Source organism: Tardiphaga sp. vice304 (assembly GCF_007018905.1).
Lineage (GTDB): Bacteria > Pseudomonadota > Alphaproteobacteria > Rhizobiales > Xanthobacteraceae > Tardiphaga.
Window position 1 is genome coordinate 5,512,408 of the sequence record NZ_CP041402.1, and the last position, 26,135, is coordinate 5,538,542.

Consider the following 26,135-nt stretch of genomic DNA (forward strand, 5'->3'; position numbering starts at 1 on the left):
CCACATCGTGCTTCGCACGCTGCGGAGCGACCCTCCCCCTCCAGGGGAGAGTAAGAAAGACGGCGCTTGCGTCCTCTCCTACTTCGTCAGCGGGCAACCACTCGCTGCCGCAGTCGGGTAGGCCTTGTCGCCGGACACCGTCGCGAGCTGCTTGTAATAGTCCCACGGCTTCTTGGACTCCGACGGCTTCTTGACCTCGAACAGATATAGGTCCTTCACCATGCGGCCGTTGGCCAGCACCTTGCCGCCCTGCGCGAAGACGTCGTCGACCGGGAGTTCCTTCAGCTTCGTCACCACCGCGTCCGAATCCTTGGTGCCGGCGGCCTTCACCGCCTTGAGATAGGACAGCGTCGATGAATAGGTGCCGGCCTGGATCATGTTCGGCATGCGCTGGGTGCGCTTGAAGAAGCGGTCGGCGAATTCGCGGGATTTGTCGTCGCGGTCCCAGTAGAACGATTCCGTCAGCACCAGGCCCTGTGCCGCCTGCAGGCCGAGGCCATTGACTTCCGCGAGCGTCAGCAACAGCCCGGCAAGCTTCTGGCCGCCGGCGACGATGCCGAATTCGGAAGCCTGCTTCACGGTGTTGGTGGTGTCGAGCCCGGCGTTGGCCAGCCCGATCACCTTGGCCTTGGAGGCCTGCGCCTGCAGCAGGAAGGAGGAGAAGTCCGACGAGTTCAAGGGATGGCGCACCGCGCCGAGCACCTTGCCGCCCTTGGCCTTGACGATGTCGCCGGTGTCCTTTTCCAGCGAATAGCCGAACGCATAATCCGCGGTGAGGAAGAACCAGGTGTCGCCGCCGGCTTCGGTCAAAGCCCCGCCGGTACCGACGCCGAGCGCGCGGGTATCGAACGCCCAGTGGAAGCCATAGGGCGTACAGGCATCGCCGGTGATGCGCGAGGACGCCGCGCCGACCACGATATCGATCTTCTTCTGCTGCGCGGACAGTTCCTGCACCGCGAGCGCCACCGAGGAGGTGGTGAGTTCGGTGATCATGTCGACGCCTTCGACGTCGTACCAGCGGCGCGCGATCGAGACGGCGAGATCGGGCTTGTTCTGGTGGTCGGCGGTGATCAATTCGATCTTCTGGCCGAGCACCTCGCCGCCAAAGTCCTCGATCGCCATCCTGGCGGCTTCGAGCGAGTACTTGCCGCCGTAATCGGCATAGACGCCGGACTGGTCGTTGAGAATGCCGATCTTGACGCCCTGCGCCATCGCAGGTGCAGCAATGAACAGGCTGGACAGCGCAGCCGCCGACAGCAAATGCCCGAACTTCATGAGGTAGCCTCCCGATGGTTTTTAACGTTGCCGGGAAGCTATTTTAGAATATCGCGGAGGGACAGCTAATCTTTCGGATAAGGGAACAGCCTTGGAAGGAAGCAACGGCCCCTCCCCCGTCGCTGCGAGGAGCCCTTGCGACGAAGCAATCCAGTCTTCGCTTATGGCTTTCTGGATTGCCGCGTCGCTTCGCTCCTCGCAATGACGGGTTGGGTCAATGGCTTGCCTGCCTTTCCCGCTAGCAGGAAAGGGAACAAACTACATCGCCTTCAGCACCAGCCGGTTGAGCCTTGCCGCAAAGGCCGCGGGGTCTTCCGGCAGCTCGCCGTCCAGAATCTGCGCCTGTTCCAGCAGCAGGAACGACAGATCCGCGGCGTCGCCGCGGGCGGCCTTGTCGGCGCCGGCGATGCGCGCCACCAGCGGGTGGCGCAGGTTGATCTCGAGGATCGGCTTGGTGCCGGCGCCCCTGTTCTGCATCGCCAGCATGCGCTCCAGCTCGCGGTCCGGCCCGAAGCCGCCGGCGACCAGGCAGGACGCCGACGTCGTCAGCCGCGTCGAGGCCTTCACGTCGGAGACGCGCTCGCCGAGCGTGTCCTTGATCACGGCGATGGTCGCAGCCTCGTCGGTCTCCGGCGCGCTCTCGTCCTTCGGCTCCTCGTCGATCCGCGGGATCAGGTCGAGATTGACCTCGCCCTGGCTCAGCGACTTCAGCGGCTTGCCCTCGAAATCGGTCGGCGCCGAAGTCCAGAACGCATCGACGTGGTCGGTCAGCAACAGCACTTCGAGACCGCGCGACTTTGCCGCCTCCAGCTTCGGATTCGACTTCAGCCGCTCGATGCTGTCGCCGACCAGATAATAGATCTCGGTCTGGTTCTCCTTGAAGTCGGCGACCACCTGCTTCAGCGAGCGCTTCTCGCCGGTGGTGGTGGTGAAGCGCGACAACGACAGCAGCTTTTCGCGGCGCTCGTAATCCTCGTACAGGCCTTCCTTGATCACCGGGCCGAACGCGTCCCAGATCTTGGCGAAGGCCTCCGGCTCCTTCTCGCTCATGCTGTCGAGTTCGCCGACCACGCGGGTGGCGACCGCCTTGCGGATCTGCGCGAGCTGCGGATTGTTCTGCAGCATCTCGCGCGACAGGTTGAGCGGCAGGTCCTCGGCGTCGATCACGCCGCGGATGAAGCGCAGATAGGTCGGCAGGAGATCGGCGTCGTCGGTGATGAAAACGCGGCGGACGTAGAGCTTCACCTTGCCCTTGCGGTTGGGCTCGAACAGGTCGAACGGCTTGGCGGACGGCGCGAACAGCAGCACGGCGTAGGAATAGCGGCCTTCGGCACGGTAGTGCAGCGTCATCGCCGGCTCGTCCCAGGCCGACGCAATCGACTTGTAGGCCTGGGTGTAGTCTTCCGCGGTCAGCTCGGATTTCGAGCGCTGCCACAGCGCGCTGGCGGAATTGATCTGGCGCGGCTCGGTATCGCCGTCCTTGAGCAGGATCGGGAACTGGATGTTGTCGGAATAGGCCGACACGATGCGCTCGATCTCGTGCGCCTCGAGATATTTTTTGGCGTCTTCCTTGAGATGCAGGTCGATCCGGGTGCCGGCAGGCTGGCTCATGCCGTCCTCCAGCTGGGCGATCTCGAAGCCGGCGCCGCCCGACGAGGTCCAGGTGAAGGCGTCGTGCTCGCCGGCGCGGCGCGAGGTCACGACGATCCTGTCGGCGACCATGAAGGCGGCATAGAAGCCGACGCCGAACTGGCCGATCAGCCCGACGCCGTCCTTGGCCTCCGTGAGGCGGGACAGGAACGATTTGGTGCCGGAGCGAGCGATGGTGCCGAGATTGTCGATCAGTTCCTGGCGGTCCATGCCGATGCCGGAGTCGATCACCGACAGGATGCTGGCTTCCTTGTCCGGCGCGATGGTGATGTTCGGCGACGCTCCCTCGGCGATCAGATGGGGATTGGCGATCGCCTCGTAGCGCAGCTTGTCGCAGGCGTCGGAGGCGTTCGAGATCAGTTCGCGCAAGAAGATGTCGGTCTCGGAATAGACCGAGTGCACCATCAGGTTCAGTAGTTCGGCGACCTCGGCCTGGAACGGCTGTGAGGTCGGGGCGGAGGTGGTCGCGGTGTCAGTCATGGGTCACTCGATCAGGTCATGGAGCGGGGGTGAGCCGGATATGGCATGGCGGGCGGAAACCGCAAGATTCCATGGGGATACCACAAGCGGGTCGCTGGATACCACGGCCGCAAAATAGCCAGAACAATCGCGCCCGTACAACCTGAATATGCACCATTTGATACAGACACGCGGTCGCGTAATTTTCCAGATTGCGGGTTGATTCGCCGGGATCCGGCGGAACCCGGGCGACAATGACGCCTCCCGGGATCACGGCTGGGAGCTGCGCGATGCTGCGCTTACTTGTTGTCGACGACGATCCGATGGTGTCGCAGACCATGCAGCTGTGGCTCAAACGGCAAGGCTTCGACGTCGTGACCGCGGATGGCGCGGCGTCCGGCCTGTCGGCGCTGAGACGCGGCGACTTCGACTTGATGATCGTCGATATCTTCATGCCCGACATGAATGGTTTCGAATCCGTGCGGCGGTTTCACGAATGCGCGCCGGCGGTGCCGCTGATTGCGATCTCCGGCTACGCCTTCGCGGAGAGCCTGTCGCCGGCGCCGGATTTTTTGCGCATGGCGCTGGGGCTTGGCGCCGCTCGATGCTTGCGCAAACCGTTCAAGCCGCAGACCCTGCTGACCATCGTCGAGGAATGCCTGATGGAGAGAGAGGCGCGCCGCGAACCCGACGGCCGATCAGGGCAAGAATGCCCGCCACACGAAAAATTAAACTCAAATTAAGCATTCAAATACCATCTTGCGGAATCCGTTACGGTCGCCCGCCTGCATCGGCGAGGGGCACCACCCGGACGCAAGAGGTTTACGATGGCGCTGGTGAGACAACTCGTTTGGCAATCCCAACCGATGGCAGCAACGAGGCCTCTGACATTTCGGCCCTGATCGCGCGGCTGACGGCCGAGGTCAACCAGATCGCCTGCGAGAAGACCAGGTCGATCCAGTCGATCACCAACCAGATGAAGATGCTGGCGCTGAATGCTGCGCGGCGAGCGCATGGTCGACCTGGCGCTGGACGCCGTCGAGCTGATCGACCGCAACCTCTATGAGCGGACCTGCGACGTGCGCTGGTGGGCGACGGATTCGGCGGTGGTGGATTGCGCCGCCGCGCCGAACGATATCAGCGTGGCGCATGTGTCGCAGACCCGCGTGCTGCTGGTCGACAGGGATTTTCGCGTGATCGCGGCGTCCGATGGGCAGGGTCTGCTGACCGAGAAGGTCGCGCTTGCCGCAAACGGCCCCCGCAGCGGCTTCCAGCACGACCGCGCCGGCACGCTGGTCGCGTTCCATGCGACGCCCGGCTACGAGACCTACCGCGGATTGGGCTGGTACGGCGTGATCCTGCGCAGCGCGTAGCGATGGCTTTTCTTCCCGTCTCCCACGGCCGCAGCGAAGCTGCGGTTAGCGGGAGAGGGTGGCGCGGACGAAGTCCGCGACGGGAGAGGGGGCGGCGCCAAACACTTCCCCTCTCCCGTCCGCGCTGTCGCGCGGTTACCCTCCCCCACGAGGGGGAGGTGAAGAAAGAGCGCGGCGCGATTAACCCTTCAGCCAGCGTCGCAACTTCTGCAGCAGGCCGGCCGGCGGCGTGCCCGTCGGGCCATTGCCGCGGACGCCGGCCCGCGCCTGCAGGGCCAGCGGCCCGACTTGTGCCAGGAACGCCTGTTCGTGACTGCGGGTAAGCCGCGCCAAAGCCTCGTCGAGCGGCAGCCATTCCACTTCGGTGATGTCCTTCATCAGCGAACGGCTGGGTTCGGCGTCGGCTTCCATTCGCCAGTAATGCACGACCTTGATGCGGAGGCCGACTTCGTACGCCAGCGTACCCAGGAATTCGCCGACAACGGTATCGTGGCCGGTCTCTTCCAGAACCTCGCGCTGCGCGGCGGCGCGCGGCGTTTCGCCGGGATCGAGCTTGCCCTTCGGCAGCACCCAGTCGCCGCGCTTGCGCAGGCATACCACTGCAAAAAGTGGCGGCTCGCCCCGTTGCACGACAATACCGCCTGCTGCTGAAATAACGTCTTTTGAAATATTGATAATTTTATCGGCCATCCAGGAGATATAAAGATGTATGGTGACATTCACCTAAATTCGTCATTTTTTGACATGTTCCAAGCGGCTTATTTCATAGTCGCCGCACGCAATTCGTCAGCCGTTGCGGCGCGGAGGCCGACGGCCGCGATGGCGCGGCGGGCGGCGGCGACCAGATCCTCATTGCCCTGTGCGCGAGTACCGTCCGGCTGCGACTCATTGTTCTCGAAGCCGACCCGGATATGACCGCCGAGCAGCGCGCCGGCGGTGACGCAGGCCGCCTCCCGGGCGCCAAAGGCACACAGGCTCCAGTGCTCGAAGACGGGTGCGGTGGAATCGAGGAACGGCAGCAGGTCGGAGGGCGCCGAGATCTGACCCGCGGTGTAGCGGCCCAGAACATAAAGTACCGGCAGATGCGTGAACGGCACCAGGCCGCGCCGGCGCAGATCGGCCAGACGAACGGCTTCCGCCACTTCGTAGAGGATGATCTGCGGCGTGACGTTCTCCGCCTTCATCCAGCCGAGCAGATCGGCGAAGGCGGCCTCCTCCGTCGCGTCCGGCACCAGCTCACGCAGCGCCAGCGATACGGCCTCCGGGCGGACGTCGCGCACCACCGCGCGCTGCTGCGCCGGGCTGTATTTACCGAGCGCCTCGCTGGTGATCTGGATCACGAGATCCTGTCCAACCGCGCCGCGAATCGCCGCAATCGCATCCTTGTAGGCATCGGCGTCGAGCAGATGGTGCCCGTCCGCGGTGCGGACATGGGCGTGGATCATCGACGCGCCGGCATCGCGGCAGCGCGCGGCGGTGACCGCCAGTTCCGCCGGCGTCAGCGGCACCGCGGGATGGTCGGCCTTGATCTTGCGGCCGCCATTGGGGGCGACTGCGATTGCTGTCGGGATCATCGGTGTCAGCCGATCGCGGCGATGACGGCGATCTCGACCTTGATCGAGGGATCGGCGAGCCGGGCCTCGACGCAGGCGCGCGCAGGCGTGGCATCGGCCGGCACCCAGGCGTCCCACACGGTGTTGAACTTGGCGAAATCGCCCATGTTCGGCAGCCAGACGGTGACCGACAGCATTCTGGTCTTGTCGGTGCCGGCATCTTTCAGCAGCGCGTCGATCTTGGCCAGCACCTGCGTGGTCTGGGCCTCGACATTGCCGGTGTAATCATCCGGCACCTGGCCGGCGAGATAGACCGTGTTGCCGTGGATGGTGGCCTGGCTGAGACGCTTGCCGGGGATGAGACGCTTGATCATGCGGAATTCTTTCGTTCGAAAGCTAAGGGAAACGGCGGGCACATTCCCCGCTGCGCCCGCCGCCGTCAAGCCGCCGGAACCCGCATCGAAAGAGTCTGTTGAAGGGGGACGTCACCTGCCCCAAGCCTCGGGAATGTCCTTGATGTTCAGCCTCATGTCGCTCATCGGCGCGCTCGCCGCAACCTGCACCTCGCTCTCCTACATCCCGCAAGTCCGCAAGGCGCTGCCGCGCGGCTCGACCGGCGATCTCTCGGTCAGGATGCTGGCGGTGCTGACCACTGGCCTCGCACTGTGGGTCTGCTACGGCGTGATCAACGGCGACTGGATCCTGGTGCTCGCGAACATCGTCGGCGGCACGCTGTCCGGCACGGTGCTGGCGTGCAAACTGCGGGACATGCGGGCGGAGGCTTAGGCCTTTCAGCCGTCATTGCGAGGAGCGAAGCGACGCGGCAATCCAGAAGCCACGGGCGAAGACTGGATTGCTTCGTCGCAACTTCTCCTCGCAATGACGGCCGAGATCGCGCGTATCGGTTAAATCACCCGCGCGAGATACTTCGCCGTGCGGCTCTCTTTCACGCGAGCGACGTCGGCCGGCGGGCCCGAGGCGACCACGCGGCCGCCTTCGTCGCCGGCGCCGGGGCCAATGTCGATGACCCAGTCGCTCGATGCGACCATGTCCATGTCGTGCTCGACCACCACGACCGTGTTTCCCGACGCCACCAGGCCGTCGAGCTGTTTCATCAGTTTTTCGACATCCGACGGATGCAGACCGGTGGTCGGCTCGTCCAGCACATAAAGCGTCGCGCCGCGCTGGGCGCGCTGCAGTTCGGTCGCCAGCTTGATGCGCTGTGCCTCGCCGCCGGACAATTCGGTGGCGGACTGGCCAAGCCGGATATAACCAAGCCCGACCTCGCGGATCACGCCGAGCGAACGCCGCAGGGCGACATCCTCCGCGAAGAAGTCGTAGGCGGCGTCCACCGTCATGCCGAGCACGTCGGCGATCGATTGGTCGCGGATCCTGATCTCCAGCGTCTTGGCATTGTAGCGCGCGCCATGGCAGGTCGGGCACGGCGCATAGACCGACGGCAGGAACAGGAGTTCGACGCTGACGAAGCCTTCGCCCTGGCAGGTCTCGCAACGCCCCTTGGCGACGTTGAACGAGAACCGTCCGGCATCGTAGCGCCGCGCCTTGGCCTGCTTGGTCGCCGCGAACAGTTTTCGCACGTGGTCGAACAGGCCGGTATAGGTGGCGAGATTGGAGCGCGGCGTGCGGCCGATCGGCTTCTGGTCGACCACCACCAGCCGCTTGATGCTGTCAATGCCGGCTGTGATATCACCGCCCAGTGTCTCGACGCTCTCATCGAGCGCGTCCGCAGCTTCTTCGATCGGCTCGTGCCGCTGGCCGAGCCGCTCCGATACCGCTTCGACCAGAAACTGGCTGATCAGGCTCGATTTGCCGGAGCCGGAGACGCCGGTGAGCGAGGTGAACACGCCGAGCGGAATATCGATGTCGAGTTTGTCGAGATTGTTGCGGGTGACATTGCGCAGCTTCAGCCAGTCGCGCGGCGGCCGCGGCTTGCGCGCTGTTCGCTCGCCATCGTCGAACAGATAGCGCCGCGTCTGCGAAGCCTCGATATCCGCCAGGCCATCGGGCGGGCCGCTGTACAGCACCTCGCCGCCATGCACGCCGGCGCCGGGACCGACATCGACGATCCAGTCGGCATGGCGCACGACGTCCAGCTCATGCTCGACGACGAACAGCGAATTGCCGGCCGCCTTCAGCCGATCCAGCGCGCGCAACAGCGCCTCGGTATCGGCGGGGTGCAGGCCGGCGGAAGGCTCATCCAGCACATAGACGACACCGAACAGGTTGGAGCGCACCTGCGTCGCCAGCCGCAGCCGCTGCAATTCGCCGGGCGACAGCGTCGGCGTGCTCCTCTCCGGGGTGAGATAGCCGAGGCCGAGATCGAGCAGCACCGCGAGCCGCGCCAGCAGATCCTCGACGATGCGATGGATCACCATCGCCTTTTCCGGGTGGTCGGCGGAAACCTTGTTGGTCTCGCCCATATAGGGCCGCAGCATCGCGTCAAGCCGCTTCAACGGCAGCCGCGACAGCTCGGCGATATCGAAGCCGGCGAATTTCACCGACAGCGATTCCGGTTTCAGCCTTTTGCCGTGGCACACCGGGCATTCACTCCCCAGCATGAACTGCGACACCCGGCGTTTCATCATCGCGCTCTGCGTCGTGGCAAAGGTCTGCAGCACGTATTTTCGCGCGCCGGTGAACGTGCCTTGGTAACTCGGCTCTTCCTTGCGCTTCAGCGCGCGCCGCGTTTCGGCGGGCGTATAGCCGGCATATACCGGCACCGTCGGCTGCTCGTCGGTAAACAGGATCCAGTCGCGATCCTTCTTCGGCAGGTCGCGCCACGGCGTGTCGACGTCGTACCCGAGCGTCACCAGGATATCGCGCAGGTTCTGCCCGCCCCAGGCGGTCGGCCACGCCGCGATGGCGCGTTCGCGGATCGTCAGCGCGGGGTCCGGCACCATGGATTTTTCGGTGACTCCGTGGACACGGCCGATGCCGTGGCAGCGTTCGCAGGCGCCCTCCGGCGTGTTCGGCGAAAACGATTCCGCGTACAGCAGCGGCTGGCCGCGCGGATAATCGCCGGCGCGCGAATACAGCATGCGCAGCAGGTTCGAGAGCGTCGTGACGCTGCCTACCGAGGAGCGCGTGGTCGGCGATCCCCGCTGTTGCTGCAGCGCCACGGCCGGCGGCAGGCCTTCGATCTCGTCGACCTCCGGAATCGCCATCTGGTTGAACAGCCGCCGCGCATAGGGCGAGACGGATTCCAGATAGCGCCGCTGCGCCTCGGCATAGAGCGTGCCGAAAGCAAGCGAGGATTTGCCGGAGCCGGATACGCCGGTGAACACCACCAGCGCGTTGCGCGGGATCACGACCGAGACGTCCTTTAGATTATGCTCGCGGGCGCCGCGGACGCGGACAAAGTTTTCGGGATCGTCGAAGTTCAGCGCGCCCTTGTTGGGACTGCGCGCGTCCATTTCTAGCGCCGCCGCGCGATCGCGACGCCGACGAGGAAGGCCACGAACAGCGCGCCGAGCGGGGCGTCGCGGGTGATCTTGGAGACGGTGTCGAGCGGCTTGCCGGGGCGGCGGGCGTCGTCGACGACGGTGGTCAGTCTGTCGACCGCGGCGCAGAACATGTCGCTGACCATCGCACCGGCCTCGGACGCACTGCCGGCGGCACTCCTGGCGGCACCGCGGGCTGCTTTCTTGGCGCCGTTGGTGGCGCGCTCGGCCATTTCGGGAATTGCGTCGATGAAGGTGTCGTCGGTCATGGCGGGCCTCTCGGGTTGATGCTGCCCATCAATCTACCGGAAGCCTGTTGGTTCCGCTGGCTATTCCGCGCTCCGGCTGCGTCGCGCGGCCTTGCCGAATTCGACGATCGCGGCCGGCGCCGGCAGCCGCAGGCGGCGGCCGTGCTGCAGATAGAGGAAGGCCAGCCTGGTCGGATCCGACAGGTTCCAGACTTCCAGCGCGGTGCGATGACCGAGCAGCTTCACCTTAGGATCGTGCGCGATGAGATGCACCATCACGGTCCATTTCGGCGGCTTGGCGCCTGATTTGCGGGGCCGCGGCGCGGACTTCGACAGCACGTTCTCATTGGCCGCGCGCCAGCGCGGGGTGACGCCGCGACGGCGCCCGAGAAGCCATGAAAAGATACGCAGGATGAGGGACATAGCTGACTTCGGCGATCTGTTGGGCGGCGCGCGCAAGATCTGTGGGACAGGCCCCTGCGAAGCGGCAACAATTGCAGTCTACACCGGATTTGCGGAGGATGCGACGCGCGAATGACGTGGCGTCTGATATACCGGACCGACGAATCAGGACCCTCCCCCCTTATGTCCGCTTCCCCCGCCCGCACCGCAATGACCGACGCCGAACCGGACGCGCTTGCCGTCCTGAATTCGGTATTCGGCCTGCCCGGGTTCCGCGGCGCGCAGGAGGCGATCGTCCGCCACGTCACCGCTGGCGGCGACTGCCTGGTGCTGATGCCGACCGGCGGCGGCAAGTCGATGTGCTACCAGTTGCCATCGCTGCTGCGCAAAGGCTGCGGCATCGTGGTGTCGCCCTTGATCGCGCTGATGCGCGACCAGGTCGCGGGCCTGCTGGAGGCCGGCGTCAAGGCGGCGGTGCTGAACTCCACATTATCCTGGGACGAGGCCAACGAGGTCGAGCAGCGGCTCCTGGCCGGGGATCTCGATCTGCTCTATGTCGCGCCCGAGCGGCTCTTGAACCCGCGCTGCCTGGCCATGCTCGGCCGCGCGAAAATCGCGCTGTTCGCCATCGACGAGGCGCATTGCGTGTCGCAATGGGGCCATGACTTCCGCCCGGAATATATCGGGCTTTCGGTGATCGCCGAACGCTTTCCAAACGTGCCGCGGATCGCGCTGACCGCTACCGCTGATGACCTGACGCGGCAGGAGATCGTGCACCGGCTCGGCCTCACCGACGCGCCGAGCTTCGTCGCCTCGTTCGACCGGCCCAATATCAAATACGAGATCGTCGACAAGACCAACGCGCAGAAGCAACTCCTGGCCTTCATCGCCGAGCGCCACGCGGGCGAAGCCGGTATTGTCTATTGCCTGTCGCGCGCCAAGGTCGAGGACACCGCCAAGGCCCTGAACAAGGCCGGCGTGCTGGCGCTGCCCTACCACGCCGGGCTCGACGCCAATGTGCGCGCTCGCAACCAGGACCGATTCATCAACGAGGACGGCGTGGTGATCGTCGCCACCGTCGCCTTTGGCATGGGCATCGACAAGCCCGACGTCCGCTTCGTCTGCCATCTCGATCTGCCGAAGAGCATTGAGGCCTATTATCAGGAAACCGGGCGTGCGGGCCGCGACGGCAAGCCGTCGAACGCCTGGATGGCCTATGGCCTGTCCGACATCGTGCAGCAGCGCCGCATGATCGACGAATCCACCGGCGCGGAAGCCTTCAAGCGCGTCTCGGTCGCCAAGCTCGACGCGCTGGTCAGCCTCGCCGAGACCGTGCATTGCCGGCGCTCGCGGCTGCTGGGCTATTTCGGCGAGGAAACCACCGGGACGACCAGTTGCGGCAATTGCGACAACTGCCTGTCACCGCCCAAGGTCTGGAACGGAAGCGTCGCTGCACAGAAGCTGTTGTCCTGCGCCTACCGCACCGGGCAGCGATTCGGCGCGATGCACCTGATCGACGTGCTGATCGGACGGCTCACCGACAAGATCAAGCAGTTCGGCCACGACAAGCTTTCGGTGTTCGGCATCGGCGCCGACCTGAACGAGAAGCAGTGGCGCGCGGTTACGCGACAGCTGGTGGCGCTCGGCTATCTCTATGCCGATGGCGAGGCCTACGGCGCGCTGAAGCTGACCGAGACCGCGCGCGGCGTGCTGAAGGGCGAGACCGAAGTCATGTTGCGCGAAGAGTCGCTGGGCGTCGGCCGCGCGCCGCGCGCCAAATCGCGCCGCGGCGATCTCGCGGCGCCGCGCAGCGCCAGCGGCGATCCCGACCTGATCGAAGTGCTGCGCGCCTGGCGCTCCGAAGAGGCCAAGAAGCGCAACGTCCCGGCCTATGTCATCCTGCACGACGCCACGATGGACGGCATCGCCACCGCCAAGCCGGTCTCGCTGGCGCAACTGCGCGGCATCCCGGGGATCGGCGACAAGAAGCTGGAGCATTACGGCGACGAGATCGTCGCGCTGGTGAAGGCTTCCGTCTAGTCGGCGCCCGCGGGCCGGAACGAAATCCTCGCAATCCCATTATCGGCCGTTGGGTCTTATAGAGTGGGATGCTCGAGATGCTGTTGCGGACGCCAAAGGACCAGGACGGTGACGATCTTCGATCAGTCATTCGGATGGCCGCCAACGGCATCATCGCCGCCCTGATCCTGTCGACTCTCTATTTCGGTCGGGAAGTCTTCGTGCCGATCGCCCTGGCAGTCCTGTTGAGCTTCGTGCTGGCGCCCCTGGTGGGCCTGGTGCAGCACCTGCGAGCCCCACGGGGCGTCGCCGTCGTAACCGTCGTCGTGCTGGCCTTTACCGTCATCTTCGCGCTGGGAAGCCTTCTGGCCGGCCAGCTCAGCCAGCTGGCAGGCGACCTGCCGAAATATCAGACCACCATCAGCGAGAAGATTTCATCGCTCCGGCAGCAGACTGCAGGGCGCGGCACGCTCGAGCGCGCCTCCGAAATGCTGAAGGATCTTGGACAGGAACTCGATCGGCCGAAAGCGGGACCGACCGCGCCCGCAACGCCGGCCGCGCTCCCGGCCACTCCTCCGGCCCAGCCCGTGCCCGTCGAGGTCCGACAGCCCGATCCCGGCGCGCTGGAAAGCCTGCGGACGCTCATTTCACCGCTGATCCACCCGCTCGCGACGACGTTCATCATCGTCATTTTCGTGATCTTCATTCTGCTGCAGCGGGAGGACTTGCGAAACCGGCTGATCCGGCTGGCAGGGTCGCATGACCTGCAGCGCACCACGGCGGCGCTGGACGATGCAGCCCGCCGATTGAGCCGGTTCTTCCTGATCCAGCTTGCGGTCAACTCCGGTTTCGGAATCGCGATCGGCCTCGGACTCTGGGCCATCGGCGTACCCAGCGCGATTTTGTGGGGGATCCTCGCAGGCGTTTTGCGTTTCGTGCCCTATATCGGCGCGTTCATCGGCGCAGCCTTCCCTTTGACCCTGGCCATCGCCGTCGATCCGAGCTGGACCATGGTGATTTGGACCGCGGCATTGTTCATCCTGGTCGAGCCGATCGTCGGCCATGTCATCGAGCCCATGCTCTATGGCCACAACACCGGCCTGTCGCCGATCGCCGTGGTGACCTCCGCGACGCTGTGGACGGCGCTGTGGGGGCCGATCGGACTGGTGCTCGCCACCCCTCTTACGGTGTGCCTCGTGGTGATCGGTCGTCACGTAGAAAGGCTGGCGTTTCTCGACATCATGTTCGGCGATCGACCGGCGCTGTCACCGCCCGAAATTTTCTATCAGCGCATGCTCGCCGGCGATCCCACCGAGGCCGCCGACAAGGCCGAGGAATATCTCAAGACCAAGTCGCTCACTTCCTATTATGACCAGGTCGCGATGGCTGGCCTGCGGCTGGCGCAGACCGATCACGAGCGCGGCGCCTTGACGGTAGAACGGCTCGACAAGATCCGCGATACCGTCGCCGAATTTGCCAGCGACCTCGCGGAGGAGGAGCCCCGCCCGGCCCCTGCCGAGGACGCAACCACCGATGTGGAAGCCAACGCCGCGCTGGACTCCACGATCGAGGAAGTGCCGATGCCAGGCCTGCCGGTTCTCCAACGCGAGCAGCTGCCGGCCGAATGGCAGAGCGCGAACCCGGTGCTGTGCATCGCCGCGCGAAGCACGCTCGACGAAGCCGCCGGCATTCTGCTGGCGCAATTGATCTCATCCCACGGACTGCCGGCGCGGGTAGAGCCGGCGCAGGCGCTATCGACCAAGAACATCTTTGCCCTGGATACCTCAGGGGTCGCGATGATCTGTCTGGTCTGTCTCGACACGACGGCGCTGGCCCATGTCCGTTACGCGGTGCGGCGGATGCGCCGGAAGGCGCCGCAAGCCCAGATCGTGCTGTGCTGCTTCGGCCGAGAAATGACAGACGCCGAACTGGAGCAGTTGCTGGACGGTGCAAAGGTGGATCGCACCGCGCCAAGTCTGGTCGAGGCGCTGGCCGCTTGTCTGGAGGCCGTCAGCCCAGGCGCCACGCATGGCCTGCTGGAGAAGCCCGCTGCCGGCATCGTCAACGCAGCATGACGGATCGGATTACTTCGCACCCTGCTTCTCAAGGATACGGTCCGCTTCGATGCGCCAGTCCGCGCTGCGCGCAAAATCATCCGTCCCGCGCGCGCCGAACAGCCCGTCATCGGCGAGGTCCGCCATCCAGGCCTGACGCTCGGCGGTGCCCGAGGCCGACCACGGCGTCAGGCCGGCGTCGCGTACCGTCTCGGCGACCTCGCGAACTTCCTCGCTGCGGCGGCGGCCGTGCTCGATGACGCGCTGGAAGAAATAAGCGCCCTGTTTTTCCCAGTCGATGCCCGGAAACGTCTCGGTGAGCGAGGCCAGCAAGGCGTCCTCGACGCCATAAAAACGCGCGGTGGTGAAGCTCTCGATCACCATGGCTTCCAGACCCTTGATCATGATGCTGCGGCACATCTTGGTCGCGGACGCCGTACCGAGTTCGGCGCTCGCCACCCTGGCATCGAAGCCGAGCGCCGCAAGCAGGGGCGCGAGCTCAGCTGCGCCTGAGCCGCCAAGCAGCAGCGGCACCCGGATGCGATAGGGCGGCACCGAGGTCATCACAGCGCCCTCGACATAGCGGCCACCGACGCCGTCGATCAGGGCAGCGGCACGCTGCTTGGCTCCAGGCGAAGCGGAGTTGAAATCGAGAAACCAGGCGCCCGGCCGGATCGCGGGCGCGCAGGCCTGCGCCACCGGCACCGCCTGGCTGGCCGTCACCGCCGACAGGATGAAATCAACGCGCGCGGCAAGCTCCGCATGCGATGCCGCAAGGGTCACGCCGTGCGCTGCGGCGTGGTTGCGCAAGTCGCCCGCCTGTTCGCCGTCCAGCTTGATGTCATAAGCACTGACAGGGACGTTTTGCGCGCGCAGATCTTCGCCGAGGATGCGGCCGACTTCGCCATAGCCGACGATGCCGACATGCCATTGGTTGGACGGGGTCATGATGCGATTTCTTCCATAGCTGCGTCTTACTGGGCCTTGATGTTGGCCTCTTTGAGGATCGGTCCCCATTTGGCGGCTTCAGCGCGCATAAAGGCGTCGAACTCCTGCGGCGAACTGCCGACCGGCACAGCACCGATCTTGTCGAGCGTCGCCAGCACGGCGGGATCCTTCAGCGCGATTGCCAGATCGGCGTGGATCCTGGCCACTACCTCCGGCGCCATGCCGGCGGGTCCGAGAAAGCCCCACCAGACCGCGGTGTCATAACCCGCCACGCCGGATTCCGCGACGGTAGGCACCTCCGGGAGAACCTTTGAACGGGTTGCCGTGGTCACCGCCAGCGCGCGCACGGCGCCGCCGTCGATCTGGCCGGTCACTTCCGGCAACGGGTTGATGCTCATCGGGATGTCGCCGGCCATCACCGAGGTCAGCGCCGGCGCGCCGCCCTTGAACGGGATCGAGACGATCCTGACGCCGGCCATGTGGTTGAGCAGTTCGCCGGCGAGATGCGCCGAGGTACCGTTGCCGGACATGCCATAGGACAGGAAGTCGGGCTTCGCTTTCGCTTGCGCCAAAAGCTCCTGCAGGTTCCTGGCGGGGTTGTCCTTCGACACCATGATGACCAGCGGCGAATAGGCGACTTCGCTGATCGCGGTGAAATCCTTGAAGGTGTCGTAAGGCAGGCTCGGATAGAAAAACTGGTTCAGCGGGTGGCCCGACGCGACCAGGATCAGCGTGTAGCCGTCCGGCGCGGCTTGGGTCAGCGCCTTGGAGGCGATGGTGCCGCCGGCGCCCGGCCGGTTCTCGACGACCGGCGTCTGGCCCCAGCTCTTCGACAGCGACTGGCCGATGGTCCGCGCCACCACGTCGACGGCGCCTCCCGGCGCATAGGGCACGAAGAAGGTGACCTGCTTCTTCGGCCAAGCCGGCGCCTGTGACTGGGCCTGTGACTGGGCCTGGGCCTGGGCCGACAAGGCCGCGCAGGAGATCGCGGCGACCACCGCCAGCATGCCGATCACTCTGTTCCGATGTGCCACCGTCCGCATTCTCCCGTTGTCGGCCGTGCCTATCGCACCGCATTTCTTGCGGCGGTTGTAGCGGGAAAATCGTCGATGGGAAGATCGGCGCACTGAAATACCGCGCGTCTGGACCGCGGGCGGCGCGCGCCGCACGACACACGAAACAGAACGACACGCAAACGAAACACTTTTGCAGCCGGACGCCATCGGCCGGAAACCGGCGAATTCTATGAATCCATCCATAGACGCCGCGAAGACGGCAGGAGGCCGCCATGAACCACTCGCTTCACAGTGCAGACCGCTCCACGCATCTGAAGATCGTGGCGATGGCCGTTGTGGCCGGTATCGCCCTCGCCGGGTTCGGCGTCGCCGCCCGCAGCGGCAACCAGGACGGCGCCACCCAGACCGCCAAGGTCATCAAGGCCGGCAAGCCGGTGATGGTGACGACGTCCGGCACTTCGGCGGTGCGGTAAGCGCTAGTTCCGGGATTTCCCCGCCCCGATGCCCGGATGGATCGCCAGCGAGGCGCCGGCCACGCCGCCGGCTTCATAGGCGGTCATCGACACCATGCGGCGACCGCCGCGCGACGTCTTCAGGTTCATGTCGAGCTTGGCGAATTCGGCCTCGACCACCGAGGCCTTGACCATCACCAGCGCCCGACCCGTGGTCTCGCCGACATGGTCGCGTTCGGCCTTCATGGCCATCAGCTTGTCGGCGATCGACGCCACCATGCCCAGCGAGAATGACGAATTGGCCAGATGCCGCTCGTTGTGACGGAACTTCTGGTACTCGCGCGAGGTCTTGAAGCGACCGGTCTCGGTACGCACGGCGGTGTCGACCAGTTCGGTCAGATAATGCGCGACCTCGATGTCGGCGCGCAGGCCGAAGAACACGTAGCGGCTCTCGCCGGACTCGTTTTTTTCGCGCCATACCCGGCAATCGCAGAATTTGGCGATGGCGCCGATGCAGTCGTCGAGCGGGATGCGCTTCTTGCGATAGGTCTCGAAGCTGCGCCGCTCGCAGGCGGCCGCACGAATCTCGACATCGGTCAGCGACAGGTCGTAGCGGTCGAGCAGCTCGGCGACCTTGGCGGCGGCCGACAGCGCCTCGTCCTCGGTGCAGCCATTGTCGATGGTCTTGGCGCGCAGCGCCTGGATCCGCGAGCGCAGTTTGTCGAGCGCGGTGGGGTCGGAATGTGCGTCCACGGACAAGCCCCTATTTGCCGCCCTGCGCGCCGGCTTCCGGCATCAGGATCGGGGCAGCCTTAGCGGCTGAATCGCCATCCGCCAACAGCAGGTACTCCCCCCGCTGCAACGTCGCGGCACTAGCGACCACAACCGCGCGCTTCGGGCAGATTCCGAGGCACGACGTCAACACCACCCGCGCCGGCTTTTCGCCGCGCTCCTGCGCCAGCCTTTTGGCCTCGGATTTCAGCCCGCGCCGCAACGCCTTGCCGTCGTCGATGCGGCCGAGGCATTTCTTGCAGACGAAGATGGGCTGGGGACGGCGCGGCGCGATGGTGACGAGAGAGGATTTGGGCATGGCCGGGATATAGGAACGCGCGCCGCTTCTCGGTAGGGCAGGAAGTTGGGGAACCCGAATGGTTGGCCCCGCCCTATCCTTCGTCATTGCGAGGAGCGAAGCGAAGCGGCAATCCAGAAAGCAGCGAATTCAACAAGAACTGGATTGCTTCGTCGCAAAAGCTCCTCGCAATGACGAGGAGAGGTCAGTGTCCGGAACTCATCCCCAGCCCGGCATAGATGCGGCGGGCATAGACGCCGAACGCGTCGGTGGTCTTGATGTCCAGCGTGCGCTCCGCCGGCAGGTCGATCGGGAAATACTCCGCCATACGCGCCGGCCCCGCGGTCAGCACGGCGCAATGCGAAGCGAGGAACACCGCTTCCTGGATGCTGTGGGTGACGAACAGGATGGTCTTGCCGCTCTCGCGCCAGATCCGCAGCATTTCGAGGTTCATCTGCTCGCGCGTCAAAGCATCGAGCGCGCCGAACGGTTCGTCCATCAGAATCAGCTTGGGATCATGGATGAAGGCGCGGGCGATCGCGGTGCGCTGCTGCATGCCGCCGGAAAGCTGCTGCGGGTATTTGTCCTCATGCCCGGCCAGGCCGACCATGTTGAGCAGGTCGCGGGCGCGGGCGGCCTTCATCGGCAGGCCGACGATTTCGGCAGGCAGCAGAACGTTGTCCAGGATGGTGCGCCATTTCAGCAGCAGCGCCTGCTGGAACACCATGCCGATGTCGCGGCCGGGATCGAACGGCGTGGTCGCATTGCCAATCTCGATGGTGCCGCCATCGGCGCTGTGCAGGCCGGCGAGGATTTTTCAGCACCGTGGTCTTGCCGCAACCGGACGGGCCGACCAGCGAAACCAGTTCGCCCTCGGCAACGTCCATCGTGACGTCGGATACCGCGAGGAATTCCTTGCCCTGCGAACGGTAGACCTTGCGCACGTTACGCAGGCGGATGAAGGGCTCGCGCTCGGCCATCACGACAACCACTTCGACAGGTTGGTCGCGACGAAGTCGTCGTCGCTGAGGTCGGCATGTTCGCGGCAGACGCGATCGATCTCCTGCATCTGGCAGGGGCTGAGACCCTCGGCCGGATCGAGGCACCAGATGCCCTGCAGCAGGCCCTGCCGACGCAGGATCTCGTGGCAACCGGCGATGCAGCCGTGAAAATTGTTGGCGACGTCGAAGAAGGCGCTGTTGCAGTCGGTGACGCGGGCATCGAGCGCCAGCAGATCCGCCGGCAGGTGATCGCCCCCGCGCGCCGCCTGGCAGCGTTTGAACTGCATCACCGCGCTGGCGGTCCACACCGACCAGTGGCCGAGCAGCCCGCCGCGGATGTTGACGCGGGTGGTGACGCCCTGGTCGCGCAGGTCGAACGGCAGCGTGAGATCGAGCAGGATGTGGTCGTCATTGCCGGTGTAGAGCGTGACGCGATCGAGCGCGCCGGCCGCCAGCACGCCGCGCAGCACGTCGAGCGTGCGGTAGCGGTTAAACGGCGCCATCTTGATGGCGATGACATTATCTATCGCGGCAAAGCGGCGCCAGAAGTCGGAGCTCAACAGCAACCCGCCGACGGCGGGCTGCAGGTAGAAACCGATCAGCGGGATTTCGCGAGCGACGGCCTCGCAATGCGCGATAATGTCGTCCTCCGAAGCGGATTTCATCGCGGCCAGACTGAGCAGGCCGGCATGATAGCCGATGCCACGCGCGGTCTGCGCTTCCGCCACGGCCTGCGCCGTGGGACCGGCCAGACCGGCGACCAGCGCCAGCGGGTTGTTCGTCCAGGCCGCAGCGGTTTCGGCGGCGAGCTCGAGCACCGGCCGATACAGCCCGACCTCGCGGATGGCGAATTGCGTGGTGTGGACGCCGACCGCGAGGCCGCCCGCGCCGGCGTCGATGTAATAGCGCGTCAGCGCGCGTTGATGCGAGACGTCGAGCTGTCGCGTCGCATCGAGCGCCAGCGGATGGGCGGGGATCACCGTGCCTTCGGCGATCAGGCCGCGGACGTCGGACTTCATCTCGCTGTGATGCATGGCGCTATCCATATTCCGGGCCGGCGCCGGCGAAGGCCGGCGCTGATGCTGTGACGTTGCTGCGGCCGAACCGCATGCGCTGGAACGGACGTTCGGCGCTCCAGCCGGACGCGGTCAGGTTGTCGATGAAGCCGTGGTCGTCGCCATTGACGTCGGTCAGCAGCGCGACATTCTCCGATTGCACGATCGCCGCCAGCAGCCGCGCGGCGGAAGCGGCGTCATCGGCCAGGAGCGGGCCGACGTGGCGCGCGCTGCGGCCGTCGCGGATCAGCGCGATGGCGCCGCCCTGCGCGACGAGGCGCGAGCCGTCACGTCCACACAATTCCTGCAACATTGCGCGGCGGTCAAAACCCGTTGCCCGCCCATCACGCGCCACCAATTCCTCGAAGTCTCCCGCTAGCAGCGGCACTTTCGTCGCCATAGCCGCAGCATGGCGCATCCGCAGCATCCTGCCCGTCGGCGTGAAACCCAGCCCGCCGTAGACGGCCGCGCCCGCCGGCGTTGCGTCGAGCCAAGCGGTGCGGCTCTGCCGCGTCGCCTCCTCGATGCAGGCATCGACCAGGCGGGTGGCAAGCCCCCGGCGCTGACGGCTTGCGGTGACCAGCACCATGCTGATCCACGCATTTCCCTGCGCATAGGGCAGACGGGCTGCAGTGGCGATCAGGCCGACGTCGCGCTCGACGATGCCGAACACGATGCCGCTCGCCAGGAAGAAGCGCCAGTCGGCCTCGTTCTGATTCCATTGAGCCTCGGTCGACAACGCCAATGCCGCCGCCGCATCGCCGGGCTGCAGGTGGACGATCGCAACGCTGTCAGTAGCGGCCATCGCGGACCTCGTATTTGGTCGGCTTGCCATGACTTGGCATCGACCTCGCTACCCAGTCGCAAGTCCAGGCGATCATCTGGTCGACATCGACGATCGGCAGGCCGAACAGGCTTGTCGCAAGCGAGACGTCGGTGAGCCAGGCGGTCGGCTGCTCGCTGCCGGTGATGATCGGGGCACGACCCAGGCGCGCGCCAATCCGGGTGGCGAGGTCGCGCACCGTGAGAATCTCATGGCCGCTGACATTGATCGGGGTGGTCGGCGCGTCGCAATGCGCGAGACAACGCAGCGCCTGCGCGGCCGCGTCGCCCTGCCAGATGAAATTGACGTGGCCGAGGCTGACATCGATCGGCTTGCCCTGCACGATCTTCATCGCGATGTCGTGCAGGACGCCGTAGCGCATGTCGATCGCATAGTTCAGCCGGAACAGCCGGCCCGGCGTCTCGAACTTGCGCGAAAAATACTCGAACATCCGTTCGCGGCCGACGCAGGATTGCGCATATTCGCCGGGCGGATCGGGCTGCAGGCTTTCATCGGCGCCCTTGCCCGTCACTGGGACGAAGGGATAGACGCAGCCGGTGGAGAACGCGACGATGCGGCTGTTCGGAAACGCCTGCGCGATCATGGCCGGGACGTAGGCGTTCATCGCCCAGGTCAGCGAGAGGTCGCCTTCCGCGCCGAACTTGCGGCCGGCCATGAAGATAATGTTGGGGGACTTGGGCAAGGTCGCGATCGCGTCCTCGTCGAGCAGGTCGCAACTGATGGTTTCGATACCGCGCGCCTCGAGCCAGGCTTTCGCCTCGGGATCGCTGAAGCGCGCGACGCCGATCACACGACGGTCCGGCTGTGCGGCCTTGGCAAGCCCGGCCAGCGTCGGCCCCATCTTGCCGGCGACGCCCAAAATCATGATGTCGCCGTCGAGGCCGGCGAGATCGTCGATCAGCGCCTGGCTCGGCCGGCACAACAGATCATCGAGCGCTTCGAGATCGGGGATGGTGTCGGGCAGCGTGTCGCGGGTCAGCAGCATGTCGTCTTCCTATTATTGTTGTAGCCGGACATCGCGCACCACGAACAGCCGCTCGCAGCCGAGCACCAGGCCGTAGAGAGCGACGCCAAGCAGCGTCAGCAGCACCACCGCCATCAGCATTGCCGGCGTATCGAGCGAGGCCTGCACCTGGATCATCAGGTAGCCGAGGCCGCGTTCGGAGGCGATGAACTCGCCGACCACGGCCCCGGCCACCGCCAGCACCGCGCCGACCTTCATGCCGGAAAACACGTAAGGCAGCGCGCCGGGCAACTGGATCTTGCGGAACAGCGTCCAGCGCGAGCCGCGCAGAGATTTGACGAGATCGAGCAGGTCGGGTTCGACCTCGTTGAGGCCACGCGCGGTGGTCAGCAGGATCGGAAAAAAGCAGATACTGAAGGCAATGAGGATGTTGGGGAAGATGCCGTAGCTGAACCAGACAATGAACAGTGGCCCCAGCGCCACTTTCGGAATCATGTTAAGCGTGACGAACAGCGGCAGTAGCGCGAGGCTGAGAAGCGGCGACCAGCAGAACAATACCGCCATGCCGACGCCGACCAGTGCGCCGAGGGCGAAGCCGCCGGCGATTTCTGCGGCCGTGACCAACGTGTTGGAAAGCCAGGAATAGTTCGACTGGCCGAGCGTCTTGATCACCGCCAGCGGCGACGGCAGCACGAACTTCGGTACCTGGAAGGCATCGACCAGGACCTGCCACAGCACGATCACGGCGAGATGGACGATCACGATGACCGCCAACGACCGAGCCGTCCGCATTCCGCCGCTGGACACCGCGTGCTCCTTGTGCCGTTTCGCGCCACGGGTGCCGCGGCGGATCCGGGAAGCCTAGCGGGATCGCCGGCGGGTTTCAACCATATGGTTGATTATTTTGGAGGCGGCGCTTGGGAAGCTTTGGTTTGTCACGACGATCACCGCTGTCATCGCCCGGCTTAACCGGGCGATCCATTATACGCTGGCCGGCGTGTACAGGGTCACCCGGTCAAGCTGGGTGACGACAACGGTGTTCGGGGCGGCGTCAATCAGACTCTGCACATACCATCACGACCGAAGCGCGTGCATCACGAGGTCGACGACGTGCCTGCGGCGGGCGCTTTTCGACGCCTTGCTGGTCAGGTCCTTGCCGAAGATCGCCGACAGCGTAGGCGTGTTGGAAAAGAAGAAATAGCTCAATCCGGCGATCGAGATGTAGAGCTGCACCGGGTTGATCCCCTTGCGGAAGGTCCCTGCCTTGACGCCCTCGCCGAGGATCTTCGACACCATGTCGACCAGCGGCGAATGCATCGCCGTCAGCTTGCGCGAACCTGCGACATGCGACGCTCCGCCGCGGTTCTCGTCGTTGAGCAACACGATGAAATCGGGATGCGCCGCGAGGTGATCGAACGACGCCTCGATCAGTTTCCGGATCGCCTTCTCCGGCGGCAGGCCCTCCAGATTCAGCTTGCGCTCCTGGGCGCGGATTTCCTCGTAGACCCACTCCAGCACGGCCAGGTACAGCGCGTCCTTGTCGCCGAAGTAGTGATAGACCAGCTGCTTGTTGACGCCGGCGCGGGCCGCGATGTCGTCGACACGGGCGCCGGCCAAGCCGCTCTGCGCGAATTCGCGCCGGGCGGCGACCAACAGCTTCTGCCGGGTGGCGACCGGATCGCGCTTGCGCGGTTCAACGGCAGATGATCGTTGTTTCGGCATATCCAACCAGACAGTTGACAATTGACGGCGTCCTCTGTTGCATTGGTAGACGCCCGCGGGATTGGCGGCAAGCATTGCACGACAATCATCTCATTGCCCAACCAAGGAGAGTTGCCATGAAGCGCCTTCGAACCTTCGGCCTGGCTCTGGCGCTGCTTGCGCCGGCTGTTTCTGCCTCCGCCGGAGAATCCGTCAACCTGATCCTGAACTGGACGCCGACCGCCGACCACGCGCCGTACTACTACGCCAAGGCGCAGGGCTGGTACGAGAAGGCTGGCATCGACCTCAACATCGAGGTCGGCAAGGGCTCCGGCGTGTCCGCAGTGAAGGTCGGCTCCGGCGGCTCGGCGTTCGGCATAGCCGACCTCGCGACCATGCTGGTGGCCAAGAGCAAGGGCGCCGACGTGGTCGCGCTGATGAGCGTCTATGCCAACACCGGGCAGACGTTCTACTGGCTGAAGAGCTATGGCGTCGACGGCCCGAAGACTTTCCCGAACCACAAGATCGGCAATCCGCCGGGCGACGCCTCGCGCGTAATGTGGCCGGCCTTTGCCAAGGCCGCCGGCATCGCGCCGGATGCGGTAAGCTTCGTCAATATCGGCCCGACCGCCAAGATCGCTTCGCTGAAGAGCCACGCGGTCGACATCATCAGCGACTTTTACAACGAGCACGACCAGAAGGTGAAAGAGTTCGGCGACGACCTCGGCTACATCAACTGGAAGGATATCGGGCTCAATCCCTACGGCAATTCGGTGATCGTAAACGGCGCGTTCCTCGCCAAAAACCCCAAGCTGTCGGAAGATTTCATCCGCGTCACGCAGAAGGCGTTCGCCGCTTGCGTCGCCGATGTCGATCCCTGCCTGCAGGCGCTGCTCGCGGCCGCCTCGGGCCTCGACAAGGAGAACCAGCAGAAGCAGTGGGAGCGCATCAAATTCCTGATGACCGACGATTTCACCACCACCAAGAGCCTCGGCTGGATCGACGCCGGGCGCATGCAAAAGGACTACGAACTGGTGCAGACCTATCTCGGCATGGAAAAGCCGTTTGCGGTCGATAACGCGTTCAACACCAAGCTGCTCGACCCTTCCATCAAGATGGACGCCAGCAAGGTGAAGAAGTAGTTCCGCGGAACACGCCGGCGCCTCTTACCTCTCCCCGCCGGGGAGAGGTCGTCATTCGCGCAGCGAATGGCGGGTGAGGGGGCAGAGCCCCCTCGATCGAAAGTTGGCCCCTCACCCGACCGGCTTCGCTGCGCTTCGCCGGTCGACCTCTCCCTGGTCGGAGAGGTATTAGAGCGTCGCTGCTTTTACTCTGATTCCTGAAACAGAATTAACGGCGTACTTCGCCCAGCGACCACGGCAGCATCTCGTTGCCGCGGAACACGACGATCTCGTCGTCGTCCACGGCCACCGCCGCCGGCATGGCGCTCGGCTTGCGCAGCAGTTCGATGGTGCCCTCATTCGGCTTCAGCCCATGGAAGCGCGCGCCATTCAGCGAAGTGAAGGCCTCCAGATGCTGCAGGGCGTTTTCCTCGTCGAATACCTGGGCATAGGTCTGCAGCGCGGTGGCGCCGGCGAATACGCCGGCCGAGCAGCAGCTCGCCTCCTTGTTGCTCGCGGTATGCGGCGCGGTGTCGGTGCCGGCGAAGAAGCAGGTCGCGCCCGAGGTCACCGCGCGGCGCAGCGCGAGGCGATGGTGCTCGCGCTTGGCGACCGGCAGGCAATACAGATGCGGCCGCAGCCCGCCCTGGAACAGCGTGGTACGGTTGATCATCAGGTGGTGCGGCGTGACGGTGCCGGCGACGCGCGGCGCGTGCGCCTTGACGATCTCCACCGTCTCCTGCGTGGTGACGTGCTCGATCACCACCTTGAGCCCCTGATAATCTTTCAGGAACGGCAGCAGCACCTGCTCCATGAACACCGATTCGCGGTCGAAGATATCGACCGCGGGATCGGTCGCCTCGCCGTGGATCAGCACCGGCATGCCGATCTTCTCCATCCGCTCCAACACCTTTTGGATCGCTTTGAGGTCACGGACGCCATGCGCCGAATTGGTGGTGGCGCCTGCGGGATAAAGCTTCGCGGCGAGCCAGACGCCTTCGGCATGGCCCTTCTCGATCTCGTCGGCCGAAGTCTGGTCGGTGAGGTAACACGTCATCATCGGCTGGAAGTCGCAGCCCTCCCCGCGCGCCGCGAGGATGCGGTCGCGATACTCCGATGCCATCGCCACGGTGGTCACCGGCGGCACCAGGTTCGGCATCACGATGCCGCGGGCGAATTGCGCCGTGGTGAACGGCAGCACTGCGCGCAGCATGGCGCCGTCGCGCAGATGGATGTGCCAGTCGTCGGGCCGCCGGATCGTCAGGCTTTCGGTGGACTGAGCCTGCGGCTTCGCCGCGGCGTCAAACAGGGTGTCGAGGGTCATCAGAACATCTCCGCAGGGATGTTGCGCATCACGGCAATGTGTCGGACAAAGTCAAGCCATTCGGGGGCTTGTGTGCGGCCGCGCCATCAGAATCGCTCAGCGAAGGCCTTGATCCAGCCGTAAATAAAAGAACCGGCGAAGGCAGT

At 65.1% G+C, this 26,135-nt stretch carries 24 protein-coding genes and 2 pseudogenes; 7 read left to right on the top strand and 19 right to left on the bottom strand.

Annotation, left to right across the window (positions count from 1 at the left end; genetic code table 11):
• Positions 1-78: 78 nt before the first annotated feature.
• Both FNL56_RS26260 and htpG read right to left on the bottom strand, forming a co-directional pair.
• The gene (locus FNL56_RS26260; protein WP_143582464.1) at positions 79-1,275 is read right to left on the bottom strand and encodes an ABC transporter substrate-binding protein; all 1,197 of its coding nucleotides are present in this window, start codon (positions 1,273-1,275) and stop codon (positions 79-81) included.
• A 258-nt stretch (positions 1,276-1,533) separates the two neighbouring features.
• On the bottom strand, positions 1,534-3,405 hold the full coding sequence (htpG, locus tag FNL56_RS26265; RefSeq protein ID WP_143575740.1) for a molecular chaperone HtpG: 1,872 nt from the start codon (positions 3,403-3,405) through the stop codon (positions 1,534-1,536).
• Between the two features lie 269 nt (positions 3,406-3,674).
• Here htpG and FNL56_RS26270 point away from each other — a divergent pair, with 269 nt between their 5' ends.
• Both FNL56_RS26270 and FNL56_RS26275 read left to right on the top strand, forming a co-directional pair.
• Positions 3,675-4,127, top strand: a complete 453-nt coding sequence (locus FNL56_RS26270; protein ID WP_143575741.1) for a response regulator — start codon at positions 3,675-3,677, stop codon at positions 4,125-4,127.
• A 107-nt stretch (positions 4,128-4,234) separates the two neighbouring features.
• Positions 4,235-4,757: pseudogene (locus FNL56_RS26275) on the top strand (hypothetical protein).
• 180 nt (positions 4,758-4,937) lie between these two features.
• Here FNL56_RS26275 and FNL56_RS26280 read toward each other — a convergent pair.
• The 3 genes from FNL56_RS26280 to FNL56_RS26290 all read right to left on the bottom strand — a co-directional run bounded on the left by FNL56_RS26280 (position 4,938) and on the right by FNL56_RS26290 (position 6,684).
• Positions 4,938-5,447, bottom strand: coding sequence for an NUDIX hydrolase (locus FNL56_RS26280; RefSeq protein ID WP_143575742.1), 510 nt, complete (start codon positions 5,445-5,447; stop codon positions 4,938-4,940).
• Positions 5,448-5,515: 68 nt separating this feature from the next.
• Positions 5,516-6,331, bottom strand: a complete 816-nt coding sequence (locus FNL56_RS26285) for a 3-keto-5-aminohexanoate cleavage protein (RefSeq protein WP_143579240.1) — start codon at positions 6,329-6,331, stop codon at positions 5,516-5,518.
• 5 nt (positions 6,332-6,336) lie between these two features.
• A complete protein-coding gene (locus FNL56_RS26290) occupies positions 6,337-6,684 on the bottom strand; it encodes a RidA family protein (protein WP_143575744.1) in 348 nt (115 codons plus the stop codon).
• A gap of 142 nt (positions 6,685-6,826) precedes the next feature.
• On the opposite strand from FNL56_RS26290, the gene FNL56_RS26295 reads away from it, so the two are divergent.
• Positions 6,827-7,096 (top strand): SemiSWEET family sugar transporter, encoded by a 270-nt coding sequence (locus FNL56_RS26295; RefSeq protein ID WP_143575745.1) that lies wholly within the window; start codon positions 6,827-6,829, stop codon positions 7,094-7,096.
• 119 nt (positions 7,097-7,215) lie between these two features.
• Here FNL56_RS26295 and uvrA read toward each other — a convergent pair whose 3' ends face one another.
• The 3 genes from uvrA to FNL56_RS26310 are packed head-to-tail and all read right to left on the bottom strand — an operon-like array spanning position 7,216 to position 10,442.
• A complete protein-coding gene (uvrA, locus tag FNL56_RS26300) occupies positions 7,216-9,744 on the bottom strand; it encodes an excinuclease ABC subunit UvrA (RefSeq protein WP_143582465.1) in 2,529 nt (842 codons plus the stop codon).
• 2 nt (positions 9,745-9,746) lie between these two features.
• Entirely contained in the window at positions 9,747-10,040 is a 294-nt protein-coding gene (locus tag FNL56_RS26305) for a hypothetical protein (protein ID WP_143575747.1), read from the bottom strand.
• Between the two features lie 60 nt (positions 10,041-10,100).
• Positions 10,101-10,442 carry a hypothetical protein gene (locus FNL56_RS26310; protein ID WP_143575748.1) on the bottom strand — a complete coding sequence of 114 codons (342 nt, stop codon included), beginning with the start codon at positions 10,440-10,442 and terminating at the stop codon, positions 10,101-10,103.
• 162 nt (positions 10,443-10,604) lie between these two features.
• On the opposite strand from FNL56_RS26310, the gene recQ reads away from it, so the two are divergent.
• Entirely contained in the window at positions 10,605-12,461 is a 1,857-nt protein-coding gene (gene recQ / locus FNL56_RS26315; RefSeq protein ID WP_246660799.1) for a DNA helicase RecQ, read from the top strand.
• 77 nt (positions 12,462-12,538) lie between these two features.
• A complete protein-coding gene (locus FNL56_RS26320) occupies positions 12,539-14,515 on the top strand; it encodes an AI-2E family transporter (RefSeq protein ID WP_143575749.1) in 1,977 nt (658 codons plus the stop codon).
• Positions 14,516-14,524: 9 nt separating this feature from the next.
• On the opposite strand, the gene FNL56_RS26325 is transcribed toward FNL56_RS26320, so the two are convergent.
• Both FNL56_RS26325 and FNL56_RS26330 read right to left on the bottom strand, forming a co-directional pair.
• Positions 14,525-15,442 (bottom strand): NAD(P)-dependent oxidoreductase, encoded by a 918-nt coding sequence (locus tag FNL56_RS26325; protein ID WP_143575750.1) that lies wholly within the window; start codon positions 15,440-15,442, stop codon positions 14,525-14,527.
• A gap of 26 nt (positions 15,443-15,468) precedes the next feature.
• A complete protein-coding gene (locus tag FNL56_RS26330; RefSeq protein WP_441351317.1) occupies positions 15,469-16,449 on the bottom strand; it encodes a tripartite tricarboxylate transporter substrate binding protein in 981 nt (326 codons plus the stop codon).
• 281 nt (positions 16,450-16,730) lie between these two features.
• Between FNL56_RS26330 and FNL56_RS26335 the strand changes: the two genes are divergently transcribed.
• Complete coding sequence (locus tag FNL56_RS26335) at positions 16,731-16,931, top strand: hypothetical protein (RefSeq protein WP_143575752.1); 201 nt, start codon at positions 16,731-16,733, stop codon at positions 16,929-16,931.
• 3 nt (positions 16,932-16,934) lie between these two features.
• Here the strand turns inward: FNL56_RS26335 and FNL56_RS26340 are convergent, their stop codons facing one another.
• The 8 genes and pseudogenes from FNL56_RS26340 to FNL56_RS26375 form a co-directional block, all read right to left on the bottom strand.
• Positions 16,935-17,663, bottom strand: coding sequence for a DUF2786 domain-containing protein (locus FNL56_RS26340; RefSeq protein ID WP_143575753.1), 729 nt, complete (start codon positions 17,661-17,663; stop codon positions 16,935-16,937).
• Between the two features lie 10 nt (positions 17,664-17,673).
• Positions 17,674-18,000 (bottom strand): (2Fe-2S) ferredoxin domain-containing protein, encoded by a 327-nt coding sequence (locus FNL56_RS26345; RefSeq protein ID WP_143575754.1) that lies wholly within the window; start codon positions 17,998-18,000, stop codon positions 17,674-17,676.
• Positions 18,001-18,184: 184 nt separating this feature from the next.
• Positions 18,185-18,959 (bottom strand): annotated as a pseudogene (locus FNL56_RS26350) (ABC transporter ATP-binding protein).
• Positions 18,959-20,014, bottom strand: a complete 1,056-nt coding sequence (locus tag FNL56_RS26355) for a dihydrodipicolinate synthase family protein (protein ID WP_143575756.1) — start codon at positions 20,012-20,014, stop codon at positions 18,959-18,961. The pseudogene FNL56_RS26350 and the gene FNL56_RS26355 overlap by 1 nt, the downstream one beginning before the upstream one ends.
• A gap of 4 nt (positions 20,015-20,018) precedes the next feature.
• Positions 20,019-20,840 carry a GNAT family N-acetyltransferase gene (locus tag FNL56_RS26360; RefSeq protein WP_143578430.1) on the bottom strand — a complete coding sequence of 274 codons (822 nt, stop codon included), beginning with the start codon at positions 20,838-20,840 and terminating at the stop codon, positions 20,019-20,021.
• Positions 20,827-21,864, bottom strand: coding sequence for an NAD-dependent epimerase/dehydratase family protein (locus tag FNL56_RS26365; protein ID WP_143575758.1), 1,038 nt, complete (start codon positions 21,862-21,864; stop codon positions 20,827-20,829). The genes FNL56_RS26360 and FNL56_RS26365 overlap by 14 nt, the downstream gene beginning before the upstream one ends.
• A gap of 12 nt (positions 21,865-21,876) precedes the next feature.
• A complete protein-coding gene (locus FNL56_RS26370) occupies positions 21,877-22,635 on the bottom strand; it encodes an ABC transporter permease (RefSeq protein WP_143576395.1) in 759 nt (252 codons plus the stop codon).
• Between the two features lie 282 nt (positions 22,636-22,917).
• A complete protein-coding gene (locus FNL56_RS26375; protein WP_143575759.1) occupies positions 22,918-23,565 on the bottom strand; it encodes a TetR family transcriptional regulator in 648 nt (215 codons plus the stop codon).
• A 116-nt stretch (positions 23,566-23,681) separates the two neighbouring features.
• On the opposite strand from FNL56_RS26375, the gene FNL56_RS26380 reads away from it, so the two are divergent.
• Entirely contained in the window at positions 23,682-24,686 is a 1,005-nt protein-coding gene (locus FNL56_RS26380) for an ABC transporter substrate-binding protein (protein ID WP_143575760.1), read from the top strand.
• A gap of 208 nt (positions 24,687-24,894) precedes the next feature.
• Here FNL56_RS26380 and pyrC read toward each other — a convergent pair whose 3' ends face one another.
• Positions 24,895-25,989 carry a dihydroorotase gene (pyrC, locus tag FNL56_RS26385; RefSeq protein ID WP_143575761.1) on the bottom strand — a complete coding sequence of 365 codons (1,095 nt, stop codon included), beginning with the start codon at positions 25,987-25,989 and terminating at the stop codon, positions 24,895-24,897.
• Positions 25,990-26,135 lie beyond the last annotated feature (146 nt).